We start from the raw sequence: 25436 nt of genomic DNA, 5'->3' as shown, positions 1-25436 counted from the left end.
GTGCGGCGGCCTGCCGTCGGCAGGAGGCGCATTGCGCGTAGCAAGGCTGATTTGAGCATGAGTATGGATATCGATTTTGAGTGCACGATGTGCGGCAATTGCTGCCACGATCTGCGCTTGCCGTTGACGGTCGCAGAAGCACTCGCATGGCTCGGGCGCGGCAACGAGGTGCAGATTCTTTGCGAGGCCCTGCCCTGGCCTGAGGAACCCGCTGCGGATAATCTGCAGGCGGCGCATAAACGCCGCCGCTCCTTCGCGGCGATGAGCGGCAGCTTGCCCACGCGGATTGTGGTGATCCTGACGGGCGCGTTTGTTGGACCGTGTCCGAATCTGCAGGCTGATATGCGCTGCCGCATTTACGAGGAGCGGCCCGCCGTCTGCCGTATCTATCCGGCCGAGATCAATCCGTTTATTGAACTGATGCCTGCTAGCAAGGGGTGTCCGCCGGAGGCCTGGACGCCGGGTTTGGCGCCGCTGGTGCGGGCGGGGCAGTTGGTGGATGCGACGACTGTGGATTTGATTGAGCGGTCGCGGGCGGCCGATGCGGCGGATGCGCCGGTCAAGCAGATGGTGTGTGCGTTGCTTGGGATTGACGCGGCTGCGTTGGCTAATGAGGGGTTCGTTGTGCATTCGCCGTCGCGTGGGGCGTTGCTGGCGGCGTTGCAGCAGGCGAGTGATGCGGCTTCTGGTTCTGGAGTTGCCGCGGTGGCCGAGTTGCCGTCGGCTGCTGCGCCCGGGTGGCGTTTTGTGTCGAACCGGCGGGCGACGGTGGATACGCTCGTTTCTGTGGGTGCGTTGGGTGAGGGTGTTGAGGGCGGTAGTGAGTCGACATTCGAGTACCTGGGATTCTTCCCGACCGCGGCTTAGCGTTAGCCGTGCGAGCTGCACGCCCCAAGGACGCTGAGCGATTCTCGTTCTGCGTCAGGGACTTGGGGCGTGTGCAGCGGGGTTGTCCACAGCGTTGTGAACAATTTCTGTGGACAAGTTGGTCTCGCAGCGCTGAACAAAAACTGGGTGTGACTTCGCAGTGTGTGCAGCGTGTTGCTGACGCGCGACGCGGCTGCCAGAAGTGGGAATCAACCGACCGCCGCCGCACACGCATGCCCAAAGCACGCGTATGCGTTCAGAACCGCCTTATCCCCTCACCCCCTAATTCGACAACGACACATAAGGCGACGTCAACGGCGTCGGCGGAAACGGCTGCAATCCCGTCTGCTTCGTAAAGCTATACCGCACATAAACCGCACCCAACCACTCCCGATACTGATAAGCATTGCCGAGTGAAGCCGTCGCGCCCACCGCGAGTTGCGGTGCGAGTTGATATTCGCCCGCCGCGTTAAACGAGTAGGCGACACCGGTCTTGCTTTGGGCAGGATAGATTCCGTCGGGGTCGGGTGCGCCGCTTGGGATCTGAAGCTTGGCCGAGGCGCTGTCGCCCAGCGGGAAGTAAGAAGACGCATCCTCACGATAATGCTGTACGCCAATCGAACCCTTGACGTCATACGTGAAGCTGCCGTTGCGGCCGGTCCATTCCACAGGCAGATTCAAAATCACATACTGTTGCGGACTGAAGTAACCGCCCTGTCCGTATGTGAAGTATGAAAGGTTCCGGTTATAACCCATCAGCGTCGTATTCACGCCGATCGTCAGAGTCTGGTCAGCATCTTTCAGCAGACGCGTATACACGCCGCCGCCGCCTTTGATGGCGTTATTGGCGGCCACGTTGTAGCCGTCCAAAAATTGGTATTCCGCGTTTGCATATAAGCCGCTCGTGCCATCGTCCCAACTGAGCGTGGCGAGCGCGCCGCTGGACGTCACTCCACCCCATTCGAGGTTCGCAGCCTGATCGCGTGTGCCAGCGTATGAGAGCAGGCTATCGGTGACGGCACGTCGCGCGACGGCCAGCGAATACGATACCTGGTCAGTCACGGCGCCGTTGTACTGCAGGCCGCCGACACCATTGACCTCGCGAAAGCCAAGCGGCGTCACGCCAACGTCGCCACTCACGCTCTTGTTCTGATAGCCGAGCGACAGCCCTACGCCGTTCGCGGTCTGCGAACCGTAGGCGCTGGCGTTTGAGGCGGCGCCCGAACCGAAGCGTGCGAGCGTTTGGGGCTGGTTGCTTGCGGTGCCCGCATCGAGCGTCACCGGCGTGGCCGTGACGATGACATGGCCGTTGCCGGCCTGGATGCGCCCCTGGATGGGCGCTTCGATATCGGTCAAGTCCGACAGGCCGTCTTCGCCTGCGCGATTGCGAAACACGATGCCGCCCGACACGGTACTCGTCTGCTCGCGATTGACCTGCGCCAGTTCTTCCGCTACGCCTAGCGTCTGTGCATTGGCGACGTTGGCGGGCGAGGGCGCATAGGTGCCACCGCTGTTGCCGGCGGGCGCGGTTTGCGCAGCGGGCGCTTGCGGATAGTAGGCCTGGGCGTAGCCTGCCGGCGGCTGCGGAATGTATGGTTGTTGTTGAGGGTAGTAGCCTTGATTTCCGTAATTCTGCTGGGCATACGCTTGCTGCCCGTACGCCTGCTGCTGCGGATACGGTTGCGGCGCATACGGTTGCTGTTGCGGGTAAGGCGGCTGCCCATACGCCGGTTGTCCATACCCTTGCTGCTGCGGATACGGTTGCTGGCCGTAACCCGGCTGCTGCGCATAGCCTTGCTGCCCGTACGGCGCCTGCGCATACGCCTGCTGTCCCGCGCCGTTTGCATTACGCGTCGCCGTCTGGTTGCGGGCCGTCGTCTGCTTCTTGCCGGTCTTGCGCGGGGTGCCTGGCAGTGCTGGATAGTTGGCCTGCGCCTGCTGCGCGGCCGCATTGGCTTGCGCTTCACGTGCAGCGGGCGACATTGGCCACGGCGTGGACACGTAGGGCGCCGCGCCTTGCGGATAGGGCGCGTTATACGGTGGTGGATAAGGCTGAGAGTAAGGCTGCGGCTGAAACGGCGCCTGTCCCTGTCCCGGATACGGCTGTAAAGGCGCCGCGGCGGGCGCACCGGTCTGACTCGATCCGTAGTTGTCCGGACCATATCCTCCCGCTCCGTTATTGGAGCTCGGCGCCCCGGGCGGGTTAACGGGTGCGACAGAGGGCGACACGTACGGCGCGGTGTAAGGCGCCACATACGGCGGGGGCTGTTGGGGCGGCGGATAGTTCGGCACGTTCTGCGTCGGATAGGAAGACTGCGAGTACGGGGACGCTGCGGGCGCGGTATACGGCATCGTTACGGTGGCGTTGAACCCGCCGCCGCTAACGTGGCTTGCGACGCCTGCGCCATTGGCGTCGGCTGGTACATCGACGGCGGTTTTTCCTTCGAACGGATTGGTGCCGGGCAGCGGCGTCGCGCCGATCCTGCGCATCGCCACTTCCCAGCCACGCGGGACATTGCTTGCCGAGCCGGCACGCGGCGTGCCGCTCATCAGCGGCGTATTGGCTGCAATCAACGAGCGCTGCAGATAGGTCGACGCGAGCGTGAGCTTGCCCTCGGCGCGGTACATGCGGCCAACAGCGGCAAGCGTGGCAGGATCGTCCGGCGCAGTATTGAGCGCCTGAGTGGCGAGCGATTCCGCGTAACGGAAGTCCTTGGCCCCGGTCGCCGCGGGAATCGCCGCGAGCATCAGACTCAGATCGTCGGGACGGCGCGTCAGGGCCACGCGGTAACTGGCGAGCGCATTGCGGTCGTCGCCTGCCGACGAGTAGAGACGCCCAAGCGCGGCCTGCAGGTCGGCATTGTCGGGCATCGCGGCGAGCCACGGCGCGATCACGTCGTAGGCGCTCGCCAGGTCGCCGCGCTGGCGCACGGCGTCGCACTGCCGCACCACGATGGCCAGATTCAGATTGCCGAAATCGGTGCGCTGTTGCGGCGTCAGTTGTGTCGCCGCGAGCTGCCGCATCACCGTGCCCAGTTCGGCATCCTGATGAGTGGCGAGCAGAATGCCGGCGTATTGCAGCAGCAAATCCGTATTGCCTGGCGCGGCGTTCATTGCGTTGCGTACGAGCCAGAGCGCACGGCCCGAGTCACCCGCCTGTTGATAGGCCGAGGCCACCACGCCGATCAGTTCCGGGCTGCCGGCTGCAACCGGCTCCGCGGCCGCGAGCGTGGCGAAAGCCTGTTGGGTCTGCCCGCTCTTCGCCATCTGGATGGCGAGGCTCGCTTGCTGATGCACCCACAGGCGGTGCTGCAAGGTGGCCGTCGCGTCGGTACGCTGGGCGACCGGAATGCGATCCAGTTGCTCGAGCCCCGTCGACCAGTCCTGGGTTTCCGCCGACAGCAGCGCGCTTGCATAAAGCGCGTCGGTCATATCCGGGTGGGCCGCCAGCAGCCCGTCCATCATGCTGCGCGCGTTGCCGACGGCACCCTGACGCACGTAGATGCGCGCGAGATCGAGGCGCAGCCACGGATCATCAGGATTGCTGAGCAGCGCATCTTCGAACAGGCTGCGTGCCGCACCCAGATCGCCGCGCGCTTCCGCAGCGCGTGCCTGGGCAGCCTGCGCTTCGCCACGTAGACGGTCGATACCGCCCGCTTTCGACTGCTGTTCGGCGTTGAGCTGATTGGCAAACTGCAGCGCTTCGTCGCCGCGGCCTTGCGCCGCGAGCGCGCCGACCAGGCCGCGAATCGCGTCGGGGTTGTCGGCCTGACGGCGCAGCGCCATCCGGTAGGCCTGTTCCGCACCGACCGGGTCACCGTTGTTCAGCAGCATCTCGCCGAGCAGCACCTGCGCGGTGACGTCGGATGGATTGATGGCAATCGCGCGCTCGAACAGTGACTTGGCCTTCGCGAAGTCGCCGTTGCTGCGCGCGCCGAGCGCTTCGCTGGTGTAGGTCCAGTAAGTCGCGCTCAACAGCGCGTCTTTCCAGCGCGCCGGATTGGCGCCGCGCGAGGCGCGTTCCAGGTAGTCGCGCGCTTCGGAGAAATGCTCCTGCTTGAGCGCGGCGATGCCCATGCCACCGAGCGCATCGCCGTCGTTCGGGCTGGTCGTCAGCACCGACGAGAACTTCGCGCGCGCCGTGACGAGGTCGCCGCGATCGAGCGCCGCAAACCCGTCGGCGATCGTGCGGCCGCGCGCATCGACAGCGGCGTTTTGCTGGGCGCGTTCGCGAGCGGCAGCGTCCTGCTGCACCATCGAATCGGAGCGTGCCTTGACCGCGGCGTCGTCCGGCACGAGTTGCAGGTAGGTCTGATAGAGCGGCGCGTCGGAGGCGCGGGCATCGAGCCACAGCAGCGCCTGTCGCCAGCTCTTGCGCGCGGCGGCGCCCACCGAGCTGTCGCCCGAGAGCTTCGCGAGCTGCGCGATGCCCTCGCGGCGCGTCACGTCGCGATAGGTCAGGTGCTGGGCATAAGCGAGCGCAAAACGCGGGTCGTCCGGATTCTGCTGCGCGAGCTGCTGCAGTCCGCGGCGTGCCTGGTCCCATCCCTGCGGGGTAGCGGCGAGCGCCTGGTAGTACTCAAGTTGCAGTTCAGGCGTAGCGGGCTTGCCTTCCAGCGCGCGCTGATATTGCTGCACAGCGCTCGCGCTCTGGCCGCTTAGCTGCAAGCGCCGCGCGTCGTTGACGGTCTGGTCGCGCAGACTGCTTTCGCCGAGGCGCCGCCCGAGTTCGTCGATGTTCGGATAGTTCGGCGCCACTTCCCGCAAACGCGCCAGATACTGTTGCGCGCCGCTGCCGTCTTTGCGGTCGGCAAGCACCATGCCCATGCCGAACAGCGCATCGGGCTGCTTCGGATCGATGCGCAACACCTTCTGCCAGGCCTGCTCGGCAAGGTCGCCGCGGTGATGGGTCTGCCAGTACTTGCCCTGGTCGATCAGCACGTTAAGCGGATCGGCCGAAGCCTGCGCAAACACGGCGGTGGGCAGCGTCGCGGTAGAGGCGCTAACGAGGCTCAGCGCCAGCGTGAGGGCGCTCAATCGCATGCGTTTCTCCAACTCGGCACAAGCCGGCCGGCATCGTCGAAGCGATAGCGGCCGTCGATGAATCCGGTGCCGAACAAGCCCAGCACACGGTCGTAATAGACAGGCTCATGGCCGGCGACGGGGTTGTCGAGCGCCGCCAGATGGGTGCGCGCAAGACCCAGGTCGCGCTCGTCGCCGAGCGTCTTGAAGTAAGGTGCAAGCGCACCCCAGTAGCTGAGCGGTCCTTCGCCGCTCACGGTGCCGGTGGTCGCCGCGACCTTTTCGGGCGGAAAACCCACCTCGGTCACCTGAAGGCGCATGCCGCCGATTGCCGCAAGCCAGGGCTTGGCCAGCGGATCGCCAGGCGCTGCCATGCCGGCCCAAAGATACGCGCGGATCGCGTCGTAGCTGCCGGTGTCGCCGGTTTTCGGATCGACCACGAACTGGCCCGCTCGCCATGCCGCCCAGTCAGGCACAAAGCCGCGCGGCGCGGTTGTCTTGATGAGTTGATACGCGTTGTCGGCCAGTTTGCTCCATGGGCCGCCGGGCAATTCTTTGGCCAGCGCGCGCAACACTGGCAGCGGGAGGTAGCTGGGATTCAGGCGCGTTACGTCGCCGGTCTGGAAGCCTTGTGGGCCAGGCAGCAACATCGGGCCGAGACCGGCCAGACTGACGACTTCCTTGCTGGCGATCTGTTTGGCAAGCGCTTCGCCGAGTGTCGTGTAGTGGTTGTCGTTCCAGAGGCGTCCCGCTTGCAGCAGGTCGTAGGCGATCCACAGGTCGGAGTCCGATGCCGAATTCGGATCGAGCACGCCGTACGAACCATCCGGCTTTTTGCCCCATTGCCATGAAGGCAGCCGCACATTCTGCACATCGAACTGATTGCCCGCGAGATTGGTGCGGGTCCAGTCGAGCAGGCGGTCGAAGGTGGCGCGGTCGTTCGCCACCAACGCGAAGAACATGCCGTACGACTGGCCTTCTGACGTGGTCTGCTGGGTGGGCGTCGAATAGTCGATCACGCGCCCATCAGCTTGCACGAAGCGTTCGACGAAGGTGCGATAGGCGGGCCAGTCGCATTGAGTCGCCGCCGCAGCGGCGTTCGGCATGACGGACGTCATGGCTGCAAGCAGACCCAGGGCAAATGCAACGGGTGCCGTTTTTAGCTTGACCGGCATCTCAATCCCTCAGGCGGCGCGCAGCGATCGAGCGCAGCGCACGGTAAAACAGCGCTGCGATAATCAGCGCGGCGAAGATGCCGCCTAACAGCAGCAGAAGCGGATGCGACGACAACGCCCAGCGCATATATTCCTGCGGCGACAGGTGCCCGATGTAGTACGCCGTACCGTTGGAGGTAATCGTGACGCTGCGGCCATGAATCACGGCCATGGCACCCTGGATCTGCGGCAGCACGTCGGCATCGAGCAGGGCCGAGCTCAGGTCGGCATCCGACTGTCCGGCGGCGCTGACGAACGCCACTGCGCTGCGCTCCTTCTGCAGCGGCGATTCGAAGCCGGTCAACAGCGCAGCACCGTTCGAGCTGACGAGCGACAGGTCGGCGCGCGCCGGAGCGCGTTCGACGCCGCGTTCGCCATGCCACCAGTCTTCCAGCTTGAAGACGATGTCCGATAGCTCGAACGTCCGCGAATCGCCGTCGCTCGAGAACGGCATCGATTTGGCCCAGCGCTGCAGCAGCCGCTGGCGGCCCGGCGCGCCGAAAATCAGCAGGTCCTTGTCGGCGAACTGGTCGACCTGATCCGCGGTCGTCACAGTCACACCGGTGGCGGGATAACCGGTCGATGCGCCCATGCGGCCCATCTCGAGCAGGTACAGGCTGTAGTCGCTCGAATCCGCGTCGTTCGGCAGGACCACGGCGGTTTCAGAGAGGTCCGCCATCCGCGTGAACGGGAAGCCGCTGTTGGCGAACGCCGCCAGATCGGGCAATGCCATGTAGTGCGGGAACGACGACAGGTCGATGGTCGAGTTCGGATCGATCGAGCCCACCACGTTATCGAGCAGGCGGCCGTGGCATTCGCCGGTGTTCGGAATGTCGTAAAAGAAGTGCAGCCGCAACTGCGCCCGCGGCGTCAGCAGCAGCGGCGGGATGTGGACGGTGCGGCGGGCGTCAGCGCTTTTGTCCGGCAGGATGGTGCTGAAATAGCGGCCAAGGTCGAACATCGACGCGGGTTTGGCCGGAATCGGCAGCGACTGCACGAAGCCGTCGTTGATGCTGATGTTCAGCGACGACCGGTCGGGCAACGGGCGCACGGTGTAGCGATAGCGCAGATCGATCGGCGCGCCCTTGGTGTGCCACATGAACAGGTCGGGCGGCACACGCAGATTCACGCGCACGGCGTCGGCATCGTAGCCGGAGACGCTCAGATCGCGCGCCTCGGCCAACTCGCCGAACCGCACCGGCCGGTTGGTAGGCAGCCAGTTCGGGGCATCGTATGGCACGCGCGGGCCGAGCTCGTTCAGTTGGGTGATCGTCGCGCTTTCTCCGGAGAGCACGCTCTGACCGACGCCGAGCGCTTTCGCGGCGGTTTTCAGTTCGGCTTCATTACGCCCGAGCACCAGCAGCAGTTTGCCGCGCGCCGGCGCTTCCCGATCCACGACCGCAATGGTCGGTCCGGAGATGGCGGGAATCGTCACGCCGGCGGGCCGTTGATCGGCAGTGGCAAAGATCACGGCATTGCCCGACAGCGGCGCTTCGTCGACCTGGGCGGGGAACAGCGCGCCGCGATAGCCGGCCAGCGCGCCGAACCATGACGCCACGATCCCGGCTGCTTCCAGCGTTTCGACGCCGGGCTTGGCCGGGAAGACGAACGGCAGCTCGAGGCGGCGCACGTCGCGGCGATCGAAGAACGGCTGCGGCAATGCGGCCAGATCCGGCTTGCTGGTCAGGGACGCGTAGGTCAAATCGAGCGAGCTCGCATTGCTGACGGTGGCCCATAACGACGAATTGGCCGGATCTTCGCACTGCTGCGTATAGTGGCCGATCAACTGCACGTTAAGGTGGTTGAATTCGGTGATGAAGCGCGGATCGATCGAGATGTCACGCGCCACCAGCATGCCCGCCTGCTCGTGCGGCACCGGCAGGGTGGCCGCGACTTCGCCGTTCACCAGCACCTTCAGCTGCGAGATCGCCGGCAGCAGGGCGGGCGAATAGCTATAGATCAGGTGCAGGATCGCACCGGTCACCACTTCGTCGTTACGCACCGAGAAGGCAATGCCGTTCTGGCCTTCGGTGCCGCGCAACTGCAGCGGATCGAGCGCGCCGAAGTCGGCGAACGTCAGCGTCTGGCGGCGGCCGCCCGGTACCAGGGTGCCGGGTTCCGCAGTGGTCGGGGTCTTGATGCCGAGCGCTTTCACGGACGATGCGGCAAGCGCCGGGGTCGGCGTGGCCAGCGCAGGCTGGACGATCGCGTTGGGATCGAACGGTACGGCGGCGCTCGGTGCCGGTACGTTGCCCACCCCGGTGGCGTCCGCTGTACCTGGCGCCGCGGTGGCACGCGCCGAACTGGCGACGAGCCCGGCGGCCGACGCCAATGGCGCTGCGAATGCAGTCTGAAAAGCCAGCCAGCAGGCGAGTCCGCGTACGAGGCGGCGCGAACGCAAACGCAAACGCATTGCCCATCCTGTCATGCCGCGCCCGCTTTGCAAGTGTTGAGTATGTGTCTGCGCAATCCCTTTGCCCATAAGTCAGTCTTTTTTCGTTTCCAGCTTTTTGACGTCGATTGGGCGACCTCGCATTGAGCCGCGCAGGTCTCCGTAAAGATGTTCGAAGAGGCCGGCAATACCGCGCACGCCGACCAGCAACACGTGTGACAGGCCGCGCAACGGCGTATCCTGCTGGCGCCCTTCGGCCCAGCCCATCCAGGCGTCGGCCCGCGCGAAAGTGGACTTGACGAACTCGTACTCCTGCTCGCGCGACATTTCGCCGAAGCGCAAGCCGACCCGTCCCGGCGCAGTGAAGCCGACCGTGGCGGGGAACGCGTATTCTTCGTCGCCGCGAAAGAGGGAGACGGTCACGCGTTCGTGCATCGGCACCTGGATGCTGTTGGGCAACTCCACGCCCACACCGCCCTCCGAGTAGTCGATGGTCTGGCAGGCCAGCGTGCGGCCCGTCGAGAATTTCAGCATCACCGGCATTTTCATCGCCACGCGGTGCACTGCGCGAATCTGGCGGCGCTCGCTTGCCGCGGCCACGCTCGCCCCGAGAATCAGCATGTTGTAGCCGGTCCACGCCAGATTGAGGATGGTGGTCTGCACTTCGCTGCGCAGGCCCAGGTTCAGGTAGATGTGCACGAGACCGGTGATAAAGCCGAGCAGGTTCAACAGCAGCAGGAACAGGTAGGGGCGCGAGATGGTCCAGTCGAAATAGTTCTTCTCGATCTGGCCGCCCTTGGCCGTCACGTTGAATTTGCCGAGCTTCGGGTTGATCAGCGCGAGCAGGGTCGGGGCGGTGATGTACGACGCCAGCACCGATTCGTAGACCTCAGCCCAGAACGAATGGCGGAACAGACGCTGCATGCGTGAGTTGGTGATGCTCGCATGCATCATGTGCGGCAGCGCGTAGATGGCGATTGTGCTGGCGGCCGCTTCGATCACGTGCGCACCGAAGAACAGGAACGACAGCGGCGCGGTCAGGAACACGAGGCGCGGCACACCGTAGAAGAAGTGCATCATCGCGTTCAGGTAGCACAGCCGCTGGCCGATCTTCAACCCCTTGCCGGTCAACGGATTGTCTATCCGGAAGATTTGCGTCATGCCCCGCGCCCAGCGAATCCGCTGGCCGATGTGGCCGGAGAGACTTTCGGTCGCAAGCCCTGCCGCCTGGGCGATGGCGAGATAGGCCGTGGTGTAGCCGAGCCTGTGCAGCTTCAAGGCGGTGTGCGCGTCTTCGGTCACCGTCTCGACGGCGATGCCGCCGATTTCCTCCACCATCGAGCGGCGCAGTAGCGCGCACGAACCGCAGAAGAAGGTCGCGTTCCACAGGTCGTTGCCGTCCTGCACGAGACCATAGAAAAGCTCGCCTTCGTTCGGCACCTTGCGGAAGGTGCCGAGATTGCGCTCGAACGGATCGGCCGAGAAGAAATGGTGCGGCGTCTGCAGCATCGACAGCAGCTTGTCGCGCAGGAACCAGCCGAGGCCGATCTGCAGGAACGAGCGGGTCGGAATGTGGTCGCAGTCGAAAATCGCCAGGTATTCGCCGCTGGTGATCTTCAGGGCTTCATTGATATTGCCGGCCTTGGCGTGGCGGTTGTGCGTGCGGATCGTCCAGTTGACGCCGACTTCCTCGCAGAACGCCTTGAATTCCGGACGGCGGCCGTCGTCCAGCACGTGGATGGAAAGCTTGTCAGCCGGGTAGTCGAGTGCGAGCGCCGCGTAGATGGTCGGTTTGACGACCGACAGCGGTTCGTTATAAGTTGGGATGAAAACGTCGACGGTCGGCCAGGCGCTGCGGTCGGCCGGCAGCGGCATCGGCTCGCGCTTGAGCGGCCAGGCGGTCTGGAAGTACCCGAGTAACAGCACGATCGTCGAATAGACCTCGGCCGAGACCAGCAAGAGACCCCAGATCGCATCGAGCGGATGCTCCCAGTAAGTCGTGGTGGTGAGACGCCAATACATATAGCGGCCAGACGCGACTACCGATAGCATGATCATTACGAGCGTCGCATAGCGGCCCTGCAGGCGGCGAAACAGCAGGGCGCAGACAAAGCAGCAAGTGGCGAAAGTCAGCTGCTCGGAGAACGCCAGCGGCACCGTAAACACGAAGTACAGAATCACGAGCGCGAACAGCGTCAGGCACACCACGACCGGCGTGCTGCTCCACAAGCGGGCGTCGACGAAGCGCTCGAGCCGCGATGGCTCGGCAGTGGGTTCCGTACCGCGTGCTTGTGGCGTGCTCATGCAACGCTCCCCGGTGAGACAGCAATCGAGTCGACCCGCGACATCAGCCACTGGCTGCACGCGCGGAAATCGGCGGCGGCCTGGCTGAGCGGATCGTAGTGGATCAGCGTGGTGTCACAGGCGAGCGACTCGCTGACGCCTTCGTCCTGATGGATGACCCCAGGGAACAGCTTTTCGCCAAGCATTTGGCGCAGCACCTTGAGGACGTCTTTGGTCAACTGGCGCGACTGGTCCACCTGGTTGATCACGTAACCCACGCCGCCGAAGTCGGGACGCGGCGCGGCATACGCTTCGATCATCCGCTCCATTTGCGGAATCGCTGCATACGAGGCTGCATCCGCGAGCACCACGTTCAGCGCGAAGGTCGCTGCGCACAATGCGGTGCGCGTATAGACCGACGAACCCGGCGGGGTGTCGATGACCACGATGTCGGAGGCATCGAGCCGCAGCGTACTGAGCGACTGCGCAAGCCAGTGCGGCTCATGATCGACAAAGGCTTCGAAACGGCGCCGATCGTCTTCGAGGACCGCGCCGTAGGGCAGCACGGTCACGCCGTCCACGCCATCGAACATGATGCGTTGCCACGCATCGCCGCTCAAGGTGGCGCGCGACAAACCGTCGATGCTGTCGAGCGGCACGCCAAAGTGCAGGCGCAAGGCGTTTTGCGGATCGAGGTCGAGCGCGATGACACGCCTGCCACTGGTAGCGAGAACGGAAGCCAGGTTGGCCGCAAGCGTGGTCTTGCCGACGCCGCCTTTCGCGGAAACGACCGCAATAACTTTCATGAGCGACGCGGGCCGTTGGTCAGCCACGAATGAGGAGCGGGCGTTGCCGCGGTCGGGGCATCGCCGCGCAAACGTTCAAATAAGGAACCGAGCGCGGCCGGTGCAGCTTCAGCAGCAGGTGTTCGTGCCGCGGGTGATGTGCTGGGCGCGGCCGGCTTGAACAGCTTGCCGAGAATGGATGGCGGCTGAATGCCAGGTGCGGCAGGTGCAGTCGGTGCAGCAGGTGCCGAAACGCGTGCCGCGAAACCGGCCGATGCCGGTTGGGTGTACGCACTCGCGGGCACGGTGGGTCTTGCGGCAAACGCAGGCGCAGCAGGTGCGGCGAAACCTTGCGCGGAAGGCACGGGTGCACGGAAAGCGGGCGCAGCGGAAGTTGTGCGTGCAACCATCGGCGGCATGGCAACAGGCGCCATCGCCGGAGCGAATACGGGCGGCACATTGCCGATGGGCGGCACCGTTGCGGTAGCGGCGGGAGCTTGCGATGCAATCGGGACAAGCGTGGGTGGCGTAGTACTCACAACAGGCGCTGCTACCGCCGCCTCGCTCGCAGCGAGTTCGGCCTTGGCCGCTTGCGGCACGGCGGAAAAGCGCTCAGCGCCGCGCGGCGGCTCCGGCTTGACGGCGTTGCCGACCGGCGGAATCGTGCGCCGATGCGGCCGCGCAAAGAGTGGCGTCTTGCTGCGGACCTGCGGCTTGGCGGCGTGTCCTGCTTCAGCGGGACCGTTTGCTGCTTGCGCGTCGCCTTCCGGCGACTGCGCTTGCGCGGCTTCGTCCCCCGGTTGCGCAAGGGGATCGCCGCGCTGCGGGATGGCCGGGATGGAGGGTTGCGTCAGATCGAGCGTAACGAGCAGCGGCCAGCGCGTGCGCGCCGAACTCGCTTCGTTCTCACGGCCGATTTCCTGGTAATCGCCCGCGTTGCCGCCAAAATGCCCGAAGAGGGTTTCAATGTCGCTCGAAGGACTCATGTCGCCGCCGTCTTGTTCATGTCTGTCTTGTCTTGCGTCGCGCGTTTGTTGCGCGCCGCCATCGCCGGTAAAAAGTCCAACCTGCAGCAGGGCCTATGCCAGCTGGCGGCCAAGCCGGAATTCGATGGTTGCGTACTCATCGAACTCGCTCGCCTGGGCTACCGACAGACCCTCCGCACCCAGCGCACTGAGCCACGTCTGATAGACACCTTCGAGGAAGGCCGGTGTCCATGCGAGCGCGGCGGAGCCGAATGCCTGCAACGGCGCGCACGAATGGGAGATACGCAGATAATCCGCTTCGTCCACGAGTTCGACATAACCCCAATCCGCTTCTTGCCAGCGTGCATTTAACGCGTCGGCGAGATCGGCGGTCGAGGCGCAGGGCGGTAGCGGATGCGCTGCCGCAAAACGGCAACCCACGCGGTACATCAACTGACGCAATTCGCCTTGCCCGATCTGTGCTTCGAACTCTTCTGCCAGCGCAGTGAGTAAGCCGCGCCATTGAGGGGAAATCTGACGTTGAAGCAGGTAGTCGAGGGTAGGGACCATGTTTTCCGAAAGGATGACCAATTACCGTCAAGCCGTAGTGACACGGGTGCCTGGATACGGACATCTGAAAGTGTTGCAAGTAAGGCGCGCATTGCACGCGTCCAGCGGTTACTTTTACCTGTGTTGCCTGATATAAAGGTGACCTCCGCCTCGTTATGCGAAGTCTACTGAAGACATTAACATTTCGCTACCACCGTCCTGATTGAAGTTATAGGCGCTTACGCACACTTCGGACGAACGGATGCAATATCGGCGCGAATTTTTTGCCGATGCGGTTACCGAACAAGGCACGTAAGGGCGTAAGCGCAACGATAGCGTCGCGTGCTCCACGCCCGCGCTCCGTGTAAGACCTGGTGAGACTGTTGTGCGGTTGCATCATCAGGCCGTCTGCCGTTTCTCGGATTGGCCACGCTCAATTGATTTCGACCTGGCTGCTATACGCACTGGCCGCGCTGCGCGCGCGCCGACTTCCGATGAGGGCGCCCGCATCTAATTTTGTTTGATCGAAGGCATTAATATTTGTCAGACAGTTGCCGTTATACATCGGCAGAGCGACGGAACTGGCCTGATTTCTATCAATATGCTTTCCACCTCAACGCAACACATGACCGATGCCCATTTGCGTCACCGCTTTCATCGACGTTCGCTGGAACAGCAGCGTCCGCTATCGACGGTCACCATGGCTTTCACGGTCATCGCCACGCTGCTGTTTGTGTTGGCGCGCAACCTCGTAGCCGGGCCTTCCATTGCGCTTTCTTACCGGATCGTCTGCATCCTGATACTGGCGTTGCTGGTGGCGGGTGTCCGCAAAGCCCGCAGCACGGCCGTGTTCGGCAGTCTCGGTGTTGCTTACACGTTGGTCCTGGTCATCGCCATTGCCTTGAACATCTCCGGTGTCGAGCAACCTCTGCTGTGGGCGCTGCCCGCCCTGGTGGTGATTCCGATCTGCTCGGCGCCGCTCTGGCTCACGCCGACGCACTTCTTCGTCGGCACGGCGATTTTCTACGTCAGTGGCCTGCCACTATTGTTCAGGCAGCCGCAGATCCACGACGTCAATGTCGTGGCGTGGCTGTGGGTGCTGATCGGCGCGCCCACCGCAGCGGTGTTCCACTTCGGTTTCTACTGGTTCCGGCGCGATCATTTCCTGCTCGAGAACCGCCTCGCGCAACTGGCCGCAACCGATCCGCTGACCGGTCTGCAGAACCGCCGTGCCTTCATGGAGCAGGCTGAGCGGCGTCTGGCCGCGCTTGGCGAAGCGGCCAAGGTCTGCGCCATTTTTGTCGACATAGATTCTTTCAAATCGTTAAACGACCAGTTCGGCCATGCAGCCGGGGACCAGACGCTCGCCGAAGTCGCGCAAGTGCTGATGGACGAGACGGTCGCGCAAGACAGCGTCAGCCGGATCGGTGGGGAGGAGTTCGCGGTGTTGCGGCGCGGCGGCCTTGCTTCGGCGCTGGAACTGGCCGAACGCCTGCGCAGCGCCATCTCCGTTATTGAGCGCCCGGATGGTTACGTGACGGCGAGCTTCGGGGTGGCCGAGCATCGCGTCGGCGAGAGCATCATGGCCTTACTCGACCGTGCTGACGAAGCGCTGTTGCGCGCCAAACAGTCCGGCCGCAACCGGGTGTGCGCCGAACGGGCCATCCCGTTCGACCCGCTGCAACTGTTGGGTCGCGGCAATCTGAACGATCTGGGTAATCCATCTGAAAGCACGCGGCCCAGGTGGGATGACTACTACCTGACCTCGCATTTTCAGCCGCTCTACAGCTTGTCGCATCAGAAGCAGGTGGGCTTCGAGGCGTTGCTGCGCGGCGAACAGGCTGACGGCACGCTCGTGCCGCCCGCAGTGCTGTTCGCGCCACGGCCGTTGAGCGACGAGGGCGCGCTCGATCGCGCCAGTCACGTGGTCCATCTCGGCAATGCGCAGCGGCTGATTCCCGATGAAGCGTGGATCTTTCTCAACATCCTGCCTGCCACGTTCGTGGCGCAGGGGTATGCCGATCAGCTCGCCGGTATCGTGCGCATGGCCGGGCTCGAACCGGACAGGATCGTCCTCGAGATTCTCGAGTCGCATGGCGGCAGCGTCGATGAGATGTCACGCGCGGCGGCGCGTTATCGCGAGCACGGCTTTCTGATCGCCGTAGACGATTTTGGCGCGGGTCAATCGAATCTGGATCGGCTGTTCCGCATTCGCCCGGACTTCGTCAAGCTCGACGGTGAACTGATCCGCGCCACGATTCCGGGCACCCAGCAATCTATCTTGCCCAAACTCGTCTCCCTGCTGCACCAGGCGGGCATGCTGGTGGTCGTCGAAGGCGTCGAGACGACCGAGGAGCTGAGTCTGGCCGTGGAGTCGAACGTCGATTTCGCGCAAGGCTTTTTGCTGGGCCGGCCGGCTGCGCAGATCGCGCCGCCGGATTCGGTCAACCGCCTGATCGACTGTTCGTTCGACGTGATTGCGCAAGGCCGGGCGCACCTGCACGCGATGTTCGAGAGCGAGGTGGAGCCGTACCGCTTCGCCCTGCGCAACGCTGCCGATGCGCTGCTGAGCGGCGTCGGCATGGAAGACGCTTTTGCCGATCTGGCTCAGCACGAACTCTGCATCAGTTGTTTCATCCTGGACGACCGCGGGCGTCAGATCGGCCAGGAAGTCATGGGCGTCGCAGCGACCAACCTCGGCCACTCGCTCGAGCCGGTCGCGGATCCGCGCGATGCCCGCTGGGATCATCGTCCGTACTTCAGGAACGCCGTTCTGCTGCCGGGCGTGCCGGTGGCCAGTAGTCCTTATCTATCGCTGGCGAGCGGCCGGCCCTGTATCGCGGTGACGGTGGCGATCCAGTCGCCAGAAATGCGCTCGGTAGTGGGGACGGAACTCGATTGGTCGTCGTCGCAGTTGCCCTGGCCGGTTAGCGAATAAGCCGGCCGCTCAGTTTCTTTCCGGACGCGGCGCCTGTGTCGAGCCGCGCACGACGAGTTTCGGCGCCGAGGCGATGCACACGCGCGGCGCTTTGGCGGCCGCCCGCACGCCGCGCGGCGACGTCTCGATCAGTTCGCGCAACAGGGACACGGCGAGCTCCGCCGCCTCGACGGTCGGTACGGCAACGGTCGTCAATGCGGGTCGCGATTCCTGGGCTAACTGAATGTCAGTAATGCCGACTACCGAAAGGTCGTGCGGTACCTGCAAACCCAGATCGGCAGCCGCATGCAAGGCGCCGAGCGCGGGCAGGTCATTGGTGGCGAAAATCGCGGTCAAGTGCGGGTGCGCTTCCAGCAAGTCGCGGGTAGCGAGATAGCCGCCCCGGGTGGTGTCCCGCGCGTAGCGCACAGGCGCTTGCTCTGCGTCCAAACCTGCAGCGCGCAGCGCATCGATGAATCCGTCGTATCGCGCCGCGTGGATGCCCGCGACCTTGCTGCCCACAATCGCGCCGATCCGGCGGTGTCCGAGTTCGAGCAGATGCTGCGCGGCCAGTTGGCCGGCAAGGCGGAAATCGACGGCCACGCAAGGCAGGCCGGGTGGTTCGTGCGGACGCTCCCACATACACAGCACGACCGGTGCGCCGCGGGCCTCTGTCTTGTGCAGATCGGCGAAGTCGAGATTGGCGTTCATCACCAGCACGCCCTCGGACAACGTCCCGGCAATCTGTTCCAGATAGGCGCGGCCTGCCAACGGATCTTCGTTCGTATTGCAGATGATCAGGAAGTGGCCGCTGCTGCGCGCCGCACGCTCGACGGCCAGCGCAAACTCCGGATAGAACGGGTTGGCGATGCTCGAGACCATCAGCGCGATCGTGGGCGCGCGCCCCTCGGCGAGCGCCCGAGCCGCCAGATGCGGCTGGTAGCCAAGCGCTTCCACCGCTTCGAGCACCCGTTGCCGGGTCAGCGCGCCGACCCGCCCGCGATTGCGCAGCACGTTCGACACCGTGGCAGGCGTGCAACCGGCACGACGCGCGACTTCGCTCAGTGTAGGCATGGTTTATTCACTGTTTGGTCACTATTTGGGACGTTTTCTCAAAGTTTGCATCCGTCCGAAAGGCGCGGCACCATTTGCCGCACAGACAGAACGATATCGGAGACGCTGCAGCAGGCCATTGATCCTACGCGGTCAATTTTTTTCGGCTTTGCAGATTAAGCGCTTAATCTCCGATTTCGAGCCGATTAAATCACGGAGACGAGGCGATGGCGAGCATTTCGTTAAGAGGCGTCCAGAAATCGTACGGCGAGGGCGCGCCAGTGATTCGCAATGTCGATCTGGAGATTGGCGAGAACGAGTTCTGTGTGTTTCTCGGCCCGTCCGGATGCGGCAAGTCCACCTTGTTGCGCATGATTGCGGGTCTCGAGGACGTCAGCGACGGCGATCTTTCGATCGGGGGCAAGATCGTCAACGATGTGCCTTCGGCGCAGCGCGGCGTGGCAATGGTGTTCCAGAGCTACGCGCTGTTCCCGCACATGACCGTGTTCGAGAACATGGCCTTCGGCCTGAAGCTCGCCAAAACCCCCAAAGATGAAATCGACCGTAAGGTGCGCGAGGCTGCGCGCATTCTGCAGCTCGAGGCGCTGCTCGAGCGGCGGCCCAAGGCGTTATCGGGCGGGCAGCGGCAGCGCGTGGCGATCGGCCGCGCCATCGTGCGCGAGCCCGGCGTGTTTCTGTTCGACGAGCCGCTTTCGAACCTCGATGCTACCTTGCGCGGCCAGACCCGCGTCGAGATTGCCCGTCTGCACAAGCAGTTTGCGAAAGCGAGCGTTGTCTATGTGACGCATGACCAGATCGAGGCGATGACGCTTGCCGACAAGATCGTGCTGCTGCACGCCGGCAAGGACACCGAACGCTACGGCAGCATCGCCCAGATCGGCGCGCCGCTCGAGTTGTATCACCGCCCGAACAGCCGCTTCGTGGCGGGGTTCATCGGCTCGCCGCGGATGAATTTTCTGCCGGGCAAGGTGGCCGCGATCGACCCACGCGGCGTGAGCGTCAAGCTCGATCACAGTGGCGAAATCGTGCGCGCGAGCGTCGACGGCGCGGCGTTGAGCGTGGCGCAGGCGGTGACCTTTGGTGTGCGGCCCGAACATCTGGAACTGGCGGATGGAGCCGGCGCTGGCGTCGCCTCAACGTCTACGGCCGCGTCTACGGCAGCGCAGCCAATCACTGAAGATCCCGCCGAGCTGACGCGCACTGTCTCACTCGTCGAGCAGCTCGGCGAACACAGCTACGTCCATCTTGATGAGGCCGATGGCGCCGTGCTGATCGCCAAGGCGCCCGGCGATACGCGCCTGAAGCAGGGCGATCGCGCCAGCTTCCGCGCACCGGCCTCCATCTGCCATTTATTTACCGAAGACGGCTTTGCCGTCGCTTCGCTCGAAACCGTCGAACACTACGCATAAAGGACACTCGGATGCGCCTTGGAGTCTGCTATTACCCGGAACATTGGCCGGAATCGATGTGGGAAGACGACGCCCGCCGCATGCAAGCGCTTGGTATCGAGCAGGTGCGGATTGCTGAGTTTGCCTGGAGTCGGATGGAGCCGTCTCCCGGCGAATACGACTGGGACTGGCTCGATCGCGCCGTCGACGTGCTGGGCGCGGCCGGACTGCAGGTGGTGATGTGCACGCCGACGGCGACGCCGCCAAAGTGGCTGATCGATCGTTATCCTGACATTTTGCCGGTTGGCGCAGACGGGCGGCCGCGGGCCTTCGGCTCGCGCCGTCACTACGATTTCTCGTCACCGTCGTATTTCGTCGCTTCGCAGCGGATCTGCACGGCAGTGGCCGAGCGCTACGGCAAGCATCCGGCGGTCGCGTACTGGCAGACCGATAACGAGTTCGGTTGCCACAACACCGTAGTCAGTTATTCGCCGGCGGCGGTGGGGCGCTTTCGCGAGTGGCTGAAGACGCGCTATAAGACGATCGATGCGCTGAACCGCGCATGGGGCACGGTGTTCTGGAGCATGGAGTACCGCAGTTTCGACGAGATCGACGCACCGGTGGCCACCGTCACCGAGGCGCATCCCTCGCATCGGCTCGACTACCGGCGCTTCGCCTCGGACGAGGTGGCGCGCTACAACCGCATGCAGGTCGAAATCATCCGCGCGAATTCGCCGGGTCGGCCGGTGGCGCACAACTTCATGCAGTTGTTCACCGAATTCGATCACTACAAGGTCGCCGCCGATCTCGACGTGGCGACGTGGGACAGCTATCCGCTCGGCGCGCTCGAAGAGCAATGGTTTGCGCCCGAGCTCAAGGCGAAGTGGCTGCGCACCGGCCATCCGGACTTCGCCTCGTTCAATCACGACGTTTACCGCGGCATGTCGAAGCTGCCGTTCTGGGTGATGGAGCAACAGCCCGGCCCGGTCAACTGGGCGCACTGGAATCCGGCGCCGCTGCCCGGCATGGTGCGCTTGTGGAGCTGGGAGGCGTTCGCGCACGGTGCGGGCTGCGTGTCATATTTCCGCTGGCGCCAGGCACCGTTTGCCCAGGAGCAGATGCATGCGGGCCTGAACACGCCGGATAACCGGCTGGATATCGGCGGCAGCGAGGCGGCCCAGGTTGCGGAGGAGATCCGCAACGTGCTGGTGGCCGATAAGGATGCGAACGCCGGCATCCGCTCGAAGGTCGCGCTTGTGTACGACTACGAGGCGAAGTGGCTGTTTGAAATTCATCCTCAGGGTGCGGACTTCCACTATCCGCGCTTTGCGTTCGAGTACTACTCGGCGTTGCGTGGACTCGGACTCGATGTCGATGTGGTGCCGGTGGACGCTGCGCTCGACGGGTATCAATTGGTTGTTGTGCCGCCATTGCCGATGGTGCCCGCAGACTTCGCGGAGCGACTGGCGCGCTCCGGCGCCCAGGTGGTGCTCGGGCCGCGTACGGGCTCGAAGACCGAAGATCTGCAGATTCCCTCTACATTGCCGCCGGGGCCGCTAGCCTCGGTGTTGCCGGCTCGCGTGTGGCGCGTCGAGTCGCTGCGGCCCAATGTGACGGAACCCGTCAGGCTTGCGGGCAGCGCGAGCCTCGATGACGGCGTCGGGCGGCATTGGCGCGATTTCATCGAAACCGGCTCGGCCGGCAAGGACACGCTAGAGATCCGCGCGCGTTTCGCTGATGGCCATCCTGCGTATGTCCGCAGCGGTGCGATCCACTACTTTGCGAGTCTGTTCGACGACGCGCTGACCACCAGGCTCTTTGCCAGCATCGCGCGCGAAGCCGGTATCGAGGTGACGGCGCTCGGTGACGGCGTGCGCATCAGCCGGCGCGGCGGCCTGACCTATGCCCTGAACTATGGCGCACAGGTTCACACGCTCGCAGATGTTCCGGACGCCGCCTTTGTGGTCGGCTCGCGCGAGATCCAACCTCAGGGCGTTGCGGTGTATCGCTCGAGTTAAACGGGTTTAGACCTCGGGACCCGGCGTGGACACCGGGCCTGAGGTCTGGCTGTAACAGTAACGCAGTACCTTAAGGCAGTCCCCTCATGTAGCACTTCACGCAGCATCCGGCACGACCGAAAACGACGTAAAAACCAAGGAGACAGGCATGACATTCAAACTTCGCAAGGTTCTGGTTGCCGTCGCGCTGACTGCGGCCACCGCGGCAGGATCGATGGCCGGCAGCGCGCAGGCGGCCACACTGACCATGAATATCGCGTTCAAGGGCGCCAGTCAGCGGGCGGTCTGGCAGCAGGTGATCGACGAATTCAAGAAGGCGCATCCCGGTACCGACGTCAACGTGTCGTTTATCGATGAGGAGGCCTACAAGGTGCAACTGCCGGGCTGGCTGTCGACGGCCCCGCCTGACATCGTGAACTGGCATGACGGCGAGCGGATGGCGTATTACGCACAGCGCGGCCTGTTCGACGACCTGACAGGCGACTGGAACAAGAACGGCTGGAATAGCACTTATGCCTCGACGAAGGAGGCCTCGTCTTATAAGGGCAAGCAGTACGCGGCGCCGACCGTCTACTACTCGTGGGGCATGTTCTACCGCAAGGATCTGTTCCAGAAGGTCGGCATCGCGGACGAGCCGAAAACGTGGGATCAGTTTCTCGACGCCTGCAAGAAGTTGAAGGCGGCCGGGATTACGCCGATTGCCGTGGCTGGCCGTGACGCATGGACGCTGGCCGGCTGGTTCGACTATCTGGATCTGCGCCTGAACGGCAACGCGTTCCATCAAAAGCTGATGGCGGGCGAAGTGCCGTACACCGATCCGCGCGTGAAGAAGGTGTATACGACGTGGAAGCAACTGATCGACGCCGGCTACTTCATCGACAATTCGCTCTCCTACGATCTGGATTCGGCGCAGCCGTTCCTGTTCCAGGGCAAGGCCGCGATGATGCTGATGGGTACTTTCATCACCGGCGGTTTCCCGGCGAGTGTGAAGCCGGAAATGGGCTACTTCCAGTTCCCGATCATCGATTCAAAGGTGCCGACTGCCGAAGATGGCCCGGTCGAGTCGCTGCATATCCCGTCGAAGGCTAAAAACAAGGCCGACGCTCACGCGTTCCTTGCGTTTGTCGAGACGCCGGAAATCGGTGCACAACTGGCGACCGGGCTTGGCTCGTTGTCGGCCAATAGCAAGTCGCCGGAACCGGAGGAGCCGATTTCGAAGATCGGCTTCCAGATCCTTGCCAATACGAAGGGCGGCATTGCGCAGTTCTACGATCGTGACATGACCAAGGAGATGGCCGACGAGGGCATGAAGGGGATGCAGCAGTTCGTGGCGGATCCTTCGAAGCTCGATGAGGTGCTGGCGCAACTCGAGCAGACCCGTCAGCGCATCTACAAGAAGTAAGCGTAGTCGGCAATCGTAGTAGTCAGTAAGCGAAGCGAGCGTGGGTGGCCTGGCGCCGCCTGCGCTCGATCGAGATCGATCAGGAGACTCGCCGTGGTTCACTCCGTCAGCCGTCAGTCCATTACCGGCGATGCAGGTCCGGGCGCACCAGGCGGCGCTGCGCAATCCGGCGCGTCGCGTGGGCCGGGTGCAGCGCCACGCCGCCGTGGTCCGTCACCCACTTCGCGCCGGCAACGGCGTGCCGCCTTCCTGTTCCTCGCGCCCGCCTGCGTGATGGTGGCGATCTATGTCGTCTGGCCGATCCTGTCGACGATCCGCATCAGTTTTTTCAGCTGGGACGGCATGACCGATCCCAGTTTCGTCGGTCTTGCGAACTATGTGGAGCTGTTCCATGCGTCGACCTTCTATACCGCGCTGAAGAACAATCTGATCTGGCTGCTGCTGTTTCTGCTGGCGCCACCCATGGGCCTCGCCGTGGCGCTGTATCTGAACCAGGCGGTGGCCGGCATCCGCATCGTCAAGTCGCTGTTCTTTGCTCCGTTCGTGCTGTCAGGCGTGGTGGTCGGGCTGATTTTCTCGTGGTTTTACGATCCGACCTTTGGCCTGCTGGCGCTGATCCTCGGGCACGGCGTGCCGGTGCTTGGCGATGCGCGCTATGCGACGCCCGGCATCATCTTCGCGGCGCTCTGGCCGCAAACCGCATACTGCATGATTCTGTATCTGACCGGCCTTACTGCGCTGAACGCCGAGCAGGTCGAGGCGGCGCGCATGGAAGGCGCGCACGGCTGGTCGATGCTCTGGCATGTGATCCTGCCGCAACTGCGCCCCACCACGTTCATGGCGATCGTGGTCACGGTGATCGGGGCGCTGCGCAGCTTCGATCTGATTTCGGTGATGACGGGTGGCGGCCCGTTCGAGAGTTCCACCGTGCTCGCGTATTACATGTACGACCAGGCGATCAAGTATTACCGGATTGGCTATTCGGCGTCGATAGCCGTGGTGCTGTTCGCGATCATGCTGGTTTATATCGTCTATCACCTGCGGCGGATGCTGCGCGCTGAGCAATAAGGAGGCCGTAATGTATCCGATGCCGATTACCAAATGGAAACCAACCTCACGGCGGCTGTACAAGCTGTCATTGCCGGTGGCGTTGTTGATCTGGCTGCTGCCCATGATCGCCGTATTGGTCACCTCGGTTCGCTCGTCCGACGAACTGAGCGAGGGCAACTATTGGGGCTGGCCGAAGCACTTTGCGATGTGGGACAACTATCGCGATGCGCTGACCACCTCGCCGATGCTCCATTACTTCTGGAATAGCGTGCTGATTACGGTGCCTGCCGTCGTTGGCTCGATCACGTTGGCGGCGATGGCAGGGTTCGCGCTGGCTATCTACCGCTTTCGCGGCAATAGCACGCTGTTTGCCACCTTCGTGGCGGGCAATTTCGTGCCTGTGCAGGTGCTGATGATTCCGGTGCGGGATCTGTCGTTGAAGCTCGGGCTGTTCAACACGGTTGGCGCGTTGATCCTGTTCCATGTGTCGTTTCAGACTGGGTTCTGCGCGCTGTTTCTGCGTAATTTCATCAAGCAGTTGCCGTTTGAGCTGATCGAAGCGGCGCGCATCGAAGGCGCGAATGAGTGGACGGTGTTCTTCAGGATCGTCTTGCCGCTGATTCGTCCGGCTCTCGCGGCGTTGGCGATTCTCGTGTTCACGTTTGTGTGGAATGACTACTTCTGGGCCTTGTGCCTGACGACGGGCGATGAGGCGGCGCCGATCACGGTGGGTGTTGCTGCGCTGAAGGGGCAGTGGACCACCGCTTGGAATCTGGTGTCGGCGGGGTCGATTCTGGCCGCGCTGCCTTCGGTGGCGATGTTCTTCGCGATGCAGAAGCATTTCGTGGCGGGTTTGACGTTTGGCGCGACGAAAGGGTGAATCGACAGGGCAGTCCTATGTGCTGAATTCGAATCGTTGTTCCGTGTTCTCCTCCGAGAGGGTTGCCCGCAGTTGCGGGCTTTTTTTGTGCGGGTCGTCCGTTCAATGCCCTTTTACATACCAGGTTGCATAACTGCCAACGAGCGCAATCTTGCACACACACTCGATCAGCGAGAGCGAGAACAGTTCACGCGCGACCGCATATTCGAGCGGCAGCGCAGAGGCGAGCGCAAACACGCTCGCTGCGCATAGGAACGCAAAAAATGGGCGCGCATAGCGGACCCCGAAAAACGCCGCCGCCCCCACACCGAGCAGCAGACATTTGGCCAGCACCAGCGCAATGACGCGCGTCATGCCATCCGCAGGGCTCAGTTCCCATGGCGTTTCGACGATCGACCAGGCGCACACCAGCGCGATTGAAATCTGCATCGCGCGGTGCGCGAGCGGCGCTTTGTGTGGCCGCGACGCTGGCACAGGCTGCTGCTGTGCGGCGTCGAGGTGCGCGCGGCGCATGTGACCGTCCCATGCATCGTCGATGTTCATGAGTTTCTCCGTCATCCGACCGTGCTGTTTACCAAGTCTGCTCGATATAAGGCCGCAACCCAAATTAAATATTGTTAAAAAGCGCGA

Annotated in this window: 16 protein-coding genes; 7 read left to right on the top strand and 9 right to left on the bottom strand. The window is 63.6% G+C overall.

Annotated features, from left to right (window positions below):
• Positions 1 to 63: 63 nt before the first annotated feature.
• A complete protein-coding gene (locus P3T40_RS12910; protein ID WP_429268082.1) occupies positions 64 to 867 on the top strand; it encodes a YkgJ family cysteine cluster protein in 804 nt (267 codons plus the stop codon).
• Positions 868 to 1149: 282 nt separating this feature from the next.
• Here P3T40_RS12910 and P3T40_RS12905 read toward each other — a convergent pair whose 3' ends face one another.
• The 7 genes from P3T40_RS12905 to bcsD form a co-directional block, all read right to left on the bottom strand.
• Complete coding sequence (locus P3T40_RS12905) at positions 1150 to 5910, bottom strand: cellulose synthase subunit BcsC-related outer membrane protein (protein WP_429268081.1); 4761 nt, start codon at positions 5908 to 5910, stop codon at positions 1150 to 1152.
• Positions 5901 to 7007 (bottom strand): cellulose synthase complex periplasmic endoglucanase BcsZ, encoded by a 1107-nt coding sequence (bcsZ, locus tag P3T40_RS12900; RefSeq protein WP_429268195.1) that lies wholly within the window; start codon positions 7005 to 7007, stop codon positions 5901 to 5903. The genes P3T40_RS12905 and bcsZ overlap by 10 nt, the downstream gene beginning before the upstream one ends.
• 58 nt (positions 7008 to 7065) lie before the next feature.
• Complete coding sequence (bcsB, locus tag P3T40_RS12895; protein WP_429268080.1) at positions 7066 to 9585, bottom strand: cellulose biosynthesis cyclic di-GMP-binding regulatory protein BcsB; 2520 nt, start codon at positions 9583 to 9585, stop codon at positions 7066 to 7068.
• A 3-nt stretch (positions 9586 to 9588) separates the two neighbouring features.
• The gene (gene bcsA / locus P3T40_RS12890; protein ID WP_429268079.1) at positions 9589 to 11799 is read right to left on the bottom strand and encodes a UDP-forming cellulose synthase catalytic subunit; all 2211 of its coding nucleotides are present in this window, start codon (positions 11797 to 11799) and stop codon (positions 9589 to 9591) included.
• Positions 11796 to 12584: a cellulose biosynthesis protein BcsQ gene (bcsQ, locus tag P3T40_RS12885; protein ID WP_429268078.1), complete on the bottom strand. Its 789-nt coding sequence runs from the start codon at positions 12582 to 12584 to the stop codon at positions 11796 to 11798. Before bcsQ ends, bcsA begins: the two co-directional genes overlap by 4 nt.
• Positions 12581 to 13549 carry a cellulose biosynthesis protein BcsP gene (gene bcsP, locus P3T40_RS12880; RefSeq protein WP_429268077.1) on the bottom strand — a complete coding sequence of 323 codons (969 nt, stop codon included), beginning with the start codon at positions 13547 to 13549 and terminating at the stop codon, positions 12581 to 12583. The genes bcsQ and bcsP overlap by 4 nt, the downstream gene beginning before the upstream one ends.
• A gap of 93 nt (positions 13550 to 13642) precedes the next feature.
• Positions 13643 to 14098, bottom strand: coding sequence for a cellulose biosynthesis protein BcsD (gene bcsD, locus P3T40_RS12875; protein WP_429268076.1), 456 nt, complete (start codon positions 14096 to 14098; stop codon positions 13643 to 13645).
• Positions 14099 to 14678: 580 nt separating this feature from the next.
• Between bcsD and P3T40_RS12870 the strand changes: the two genes are divergently transcribed.
• Positions 14679 to 17015, top strand: a complete 2337-nt coding sequence (locus P3T40_RS12870) for an EAL domain-containing protein (RefSeq protein WP_429268075.1) — start codon at positions 14679 to 14681, stop codon at positions 17013 to 17015.
• Between the two features lie 9 nt (positions 17016 to 17024).
• Here P3T40_RS12870 and P3T40_RS12865 read toward each other — a convergent pair whose 3' ends face one another.
• Positions 17025 to 18068: a LacI family DNA-binding transcriptional regulator gene (locus P3T40_RS12865; RefSeq protein WP_429268074.1), complete on the bottom strand. Its 1044-nt coding sequence runs from the start codon at positions 18066 to 18068 to the stop codon at positions 17025 to 17027.
• Between the two features lie 206 nt (positions 18069 to 18274).
• On the opposite strand from P3T40_RS12865, the gene P3T40_RS12860 reads away from it, so the two are divergent.
• The 5 genes from P3T40_RS12860 (at position 18275) to P3T40_RS12840 (ending at position 24806) form a co-directional block, all read left to right on the top strand.
• Positions 18275 to 19477 carry an ABC transporter ATP-binding protein gene (locus P3T40_RS12860; protein ID WP_429268073.1) on the top strand — a complete coding sequence of 401 codons (1203 nt, stop codon included), beginning with the start codon at positions 18275 to 18277 and terminating at the stop codon, positions 19475 to 19477.
• 11 nt (positions 19478 to 19488) lie between these two features.
• Positions 19489 to 21474 (top strand): beta-galactosidase, encoded by a 1986-nt coding sequence (locus P3T40_RS12855; RefSeq protein WP_429268072.1) that lies wholly within the window; start codon positions 19489 to 19491, stop codon positions 21472 to 21474.
• A gap of 148 nt (positions 21475 to 21622) precedes the next feature.
• The gene (locus P3T40_RS12850) at positions 21623 to 22876 is read left to right on the top strand and encodes an ABC transporter substrate-binding protein (RefSeq protein WP_429268071.1); all 1254 of its coding nucleotides are present in this window, start codon (positions 21623 to 21625) and stop codon (positions 22874 to 22876) included.
• A 93-nt stretch (positions 22877 to 22969) separates the two neighbouring features.
• Positions 22970 to 23944: a carbohydrate ABC transporter permease gene (locus tag P3T40_RS12845; RefSeq protein ID WP_429268070.1), complete on the top strand. Its 975-nt coding sequence runs from the start codon at positions 22970 to 22972 to the stop codon at positions 23942 to 23944.
• Positions 23945 to 23954: 10 nt separating this feature from the next.
• On the top strand, positions 23955 to 24806 hold the full coding sequence (locus P3T40_RS12840; RefSeq protein WP_429268069.1) for a carbohydrate ABC transporter permease: 852 nt from the start codon (positions 23955 to 23957) through the stop codon (positions 24804 to 24806).
• A 102-nt stretch (positions 24807 to 24908) separates the two neighbouring features.
• On the opposite strand, the gene P3T40_RS12835 is transcribed toward P3T40_RS12840, so the two are convergent.
• Positions 24909 to 25349 (bottom strand): hypothetical protein, encoded by a 441-nt coding sequence (locus P3T40_RS12835; RefSeq protein WP_429268068.1) that lies wholly within the window; start codon positions 25347 to 25349, stop codon positions 24909 to 24911.
• Positions 25350 to 25436: the final 87 nt, after the last annotated feature.

This window comes from Paraburkholderia sp. EB58 (assembly GCF_050436665.1).
In the GTDB taxonomy this organism is placed as follows: Bacteria; Pseudomonadota; Gammaproteobacteria; order Burkholderiales; family Burkholderiaceae; genus Paraburkholderia.
This window is presented reverse-complemented; position numbering and strand designations above follow the sequence as displayed.

Bases quoted from the DNA above. Each gene is read 5' to 3' on its own strand.
- P3T40_RS12910 (WP_429268082.1), top strand. From the start codon at position 64: ATGGATATCGATTTTGAGTGCACGATGTGCGGCAATTGCTGCCACGAT.
- P3T40_RS12905 (WP_429268081.1), bottom strand. From the start codon at position 5,910: ATGCGATTGAGCGCCCTCACGCTGGCGCTGAGCCTCGTTAGCGCCTCT.
- bcsZ (WP_429268195.1), bottom strand. From the start codon at position 7,007: ATGACGTCCGTCATGCCGAACGCCGCTGCGGCGGCGACTCAATGCGAC.
- bcsB (WP_429268080.1), bottom strand. From the start codon at position 9,585: ATGGGCAAAGGGATTGCGCAGACACATACTCAACACTTGCAAAGCGGG.
- bcsA (WP_429268079.1), bottom strand. From the start codon at position 11,799: ATGAGCACGCCACAAGCACGCGGTACGGAACCCACTGCCGAGCCATCG.
- bcsQ (WP_429268078.1), bottom strand. From the start codon at position 12,584: ATGAAAGTTATTGCGGTCGTTTCCGCGAAAGGCGGCGTCGGCAAGACC.
- bcsP (WP_429268077.1), bottom strand. From the start codon at position 13,549: ATGAGTCCTTCGAGCGACATTGAAACCCTCTTCGGGCATTTTGGCGGC.
- bcsD (WP_429268076.1), bottom strand. From the start codon at position 14,098: ATGGTCCCTACCCTCGACTACCTGCTTCAACGTCAGATTTCCCCTCAA.
- P3T40_RS12870 (WP_429268075.1), top strand. From the start codon at position 14,679: ATGCTTTCCACCTCAACGCAACACATGACCGATGCCCATTTGCGTCAC.
- P3T40_RS12865 (WP_429268074.1), bottom strand. From the start codon at position 18,068: ATGCCTACACTGAGCGAAGTCGCGCGTCGTGCCGGTTGCACGCCTGCC.
- P3T40_RS12860 (WP_429268073.1), top strand. From the start codon at position 18,275: ATGGCGAGCATTTCGTTAAGAGGCGTCCAGAAATCGTACGGCGAGGGC.
- P3T40_RS12855 (WP_429268072.1), top strand. From the start codon at position 19,489: ATGCGCCTTGGAGTCTGCTATTACCCGGAACATTGGCCGGAATCGATG.
- P3T40_RS12850 (WP_429268071.1), top strand. From the start codon at position 21,623: ATGACATTCAAACTTCGCAAGGTTCTGGTTGCCGTCGCGCTGACTGCG.
- P3T40_RS12840 (WP_429268069.1), top strand. From the start codon at position 23,955: ATGTATCCGATGCCGATTACCAAATGGAAACCAACCTCACGGCGGCTG.
- P3T40_RS12835 (WP_429268068.1), bottom strand. From the start codon at position 25,349: ATGAACATCGACGATGCATGGGACGGTCACATGCGCCGCGCGCACCTC.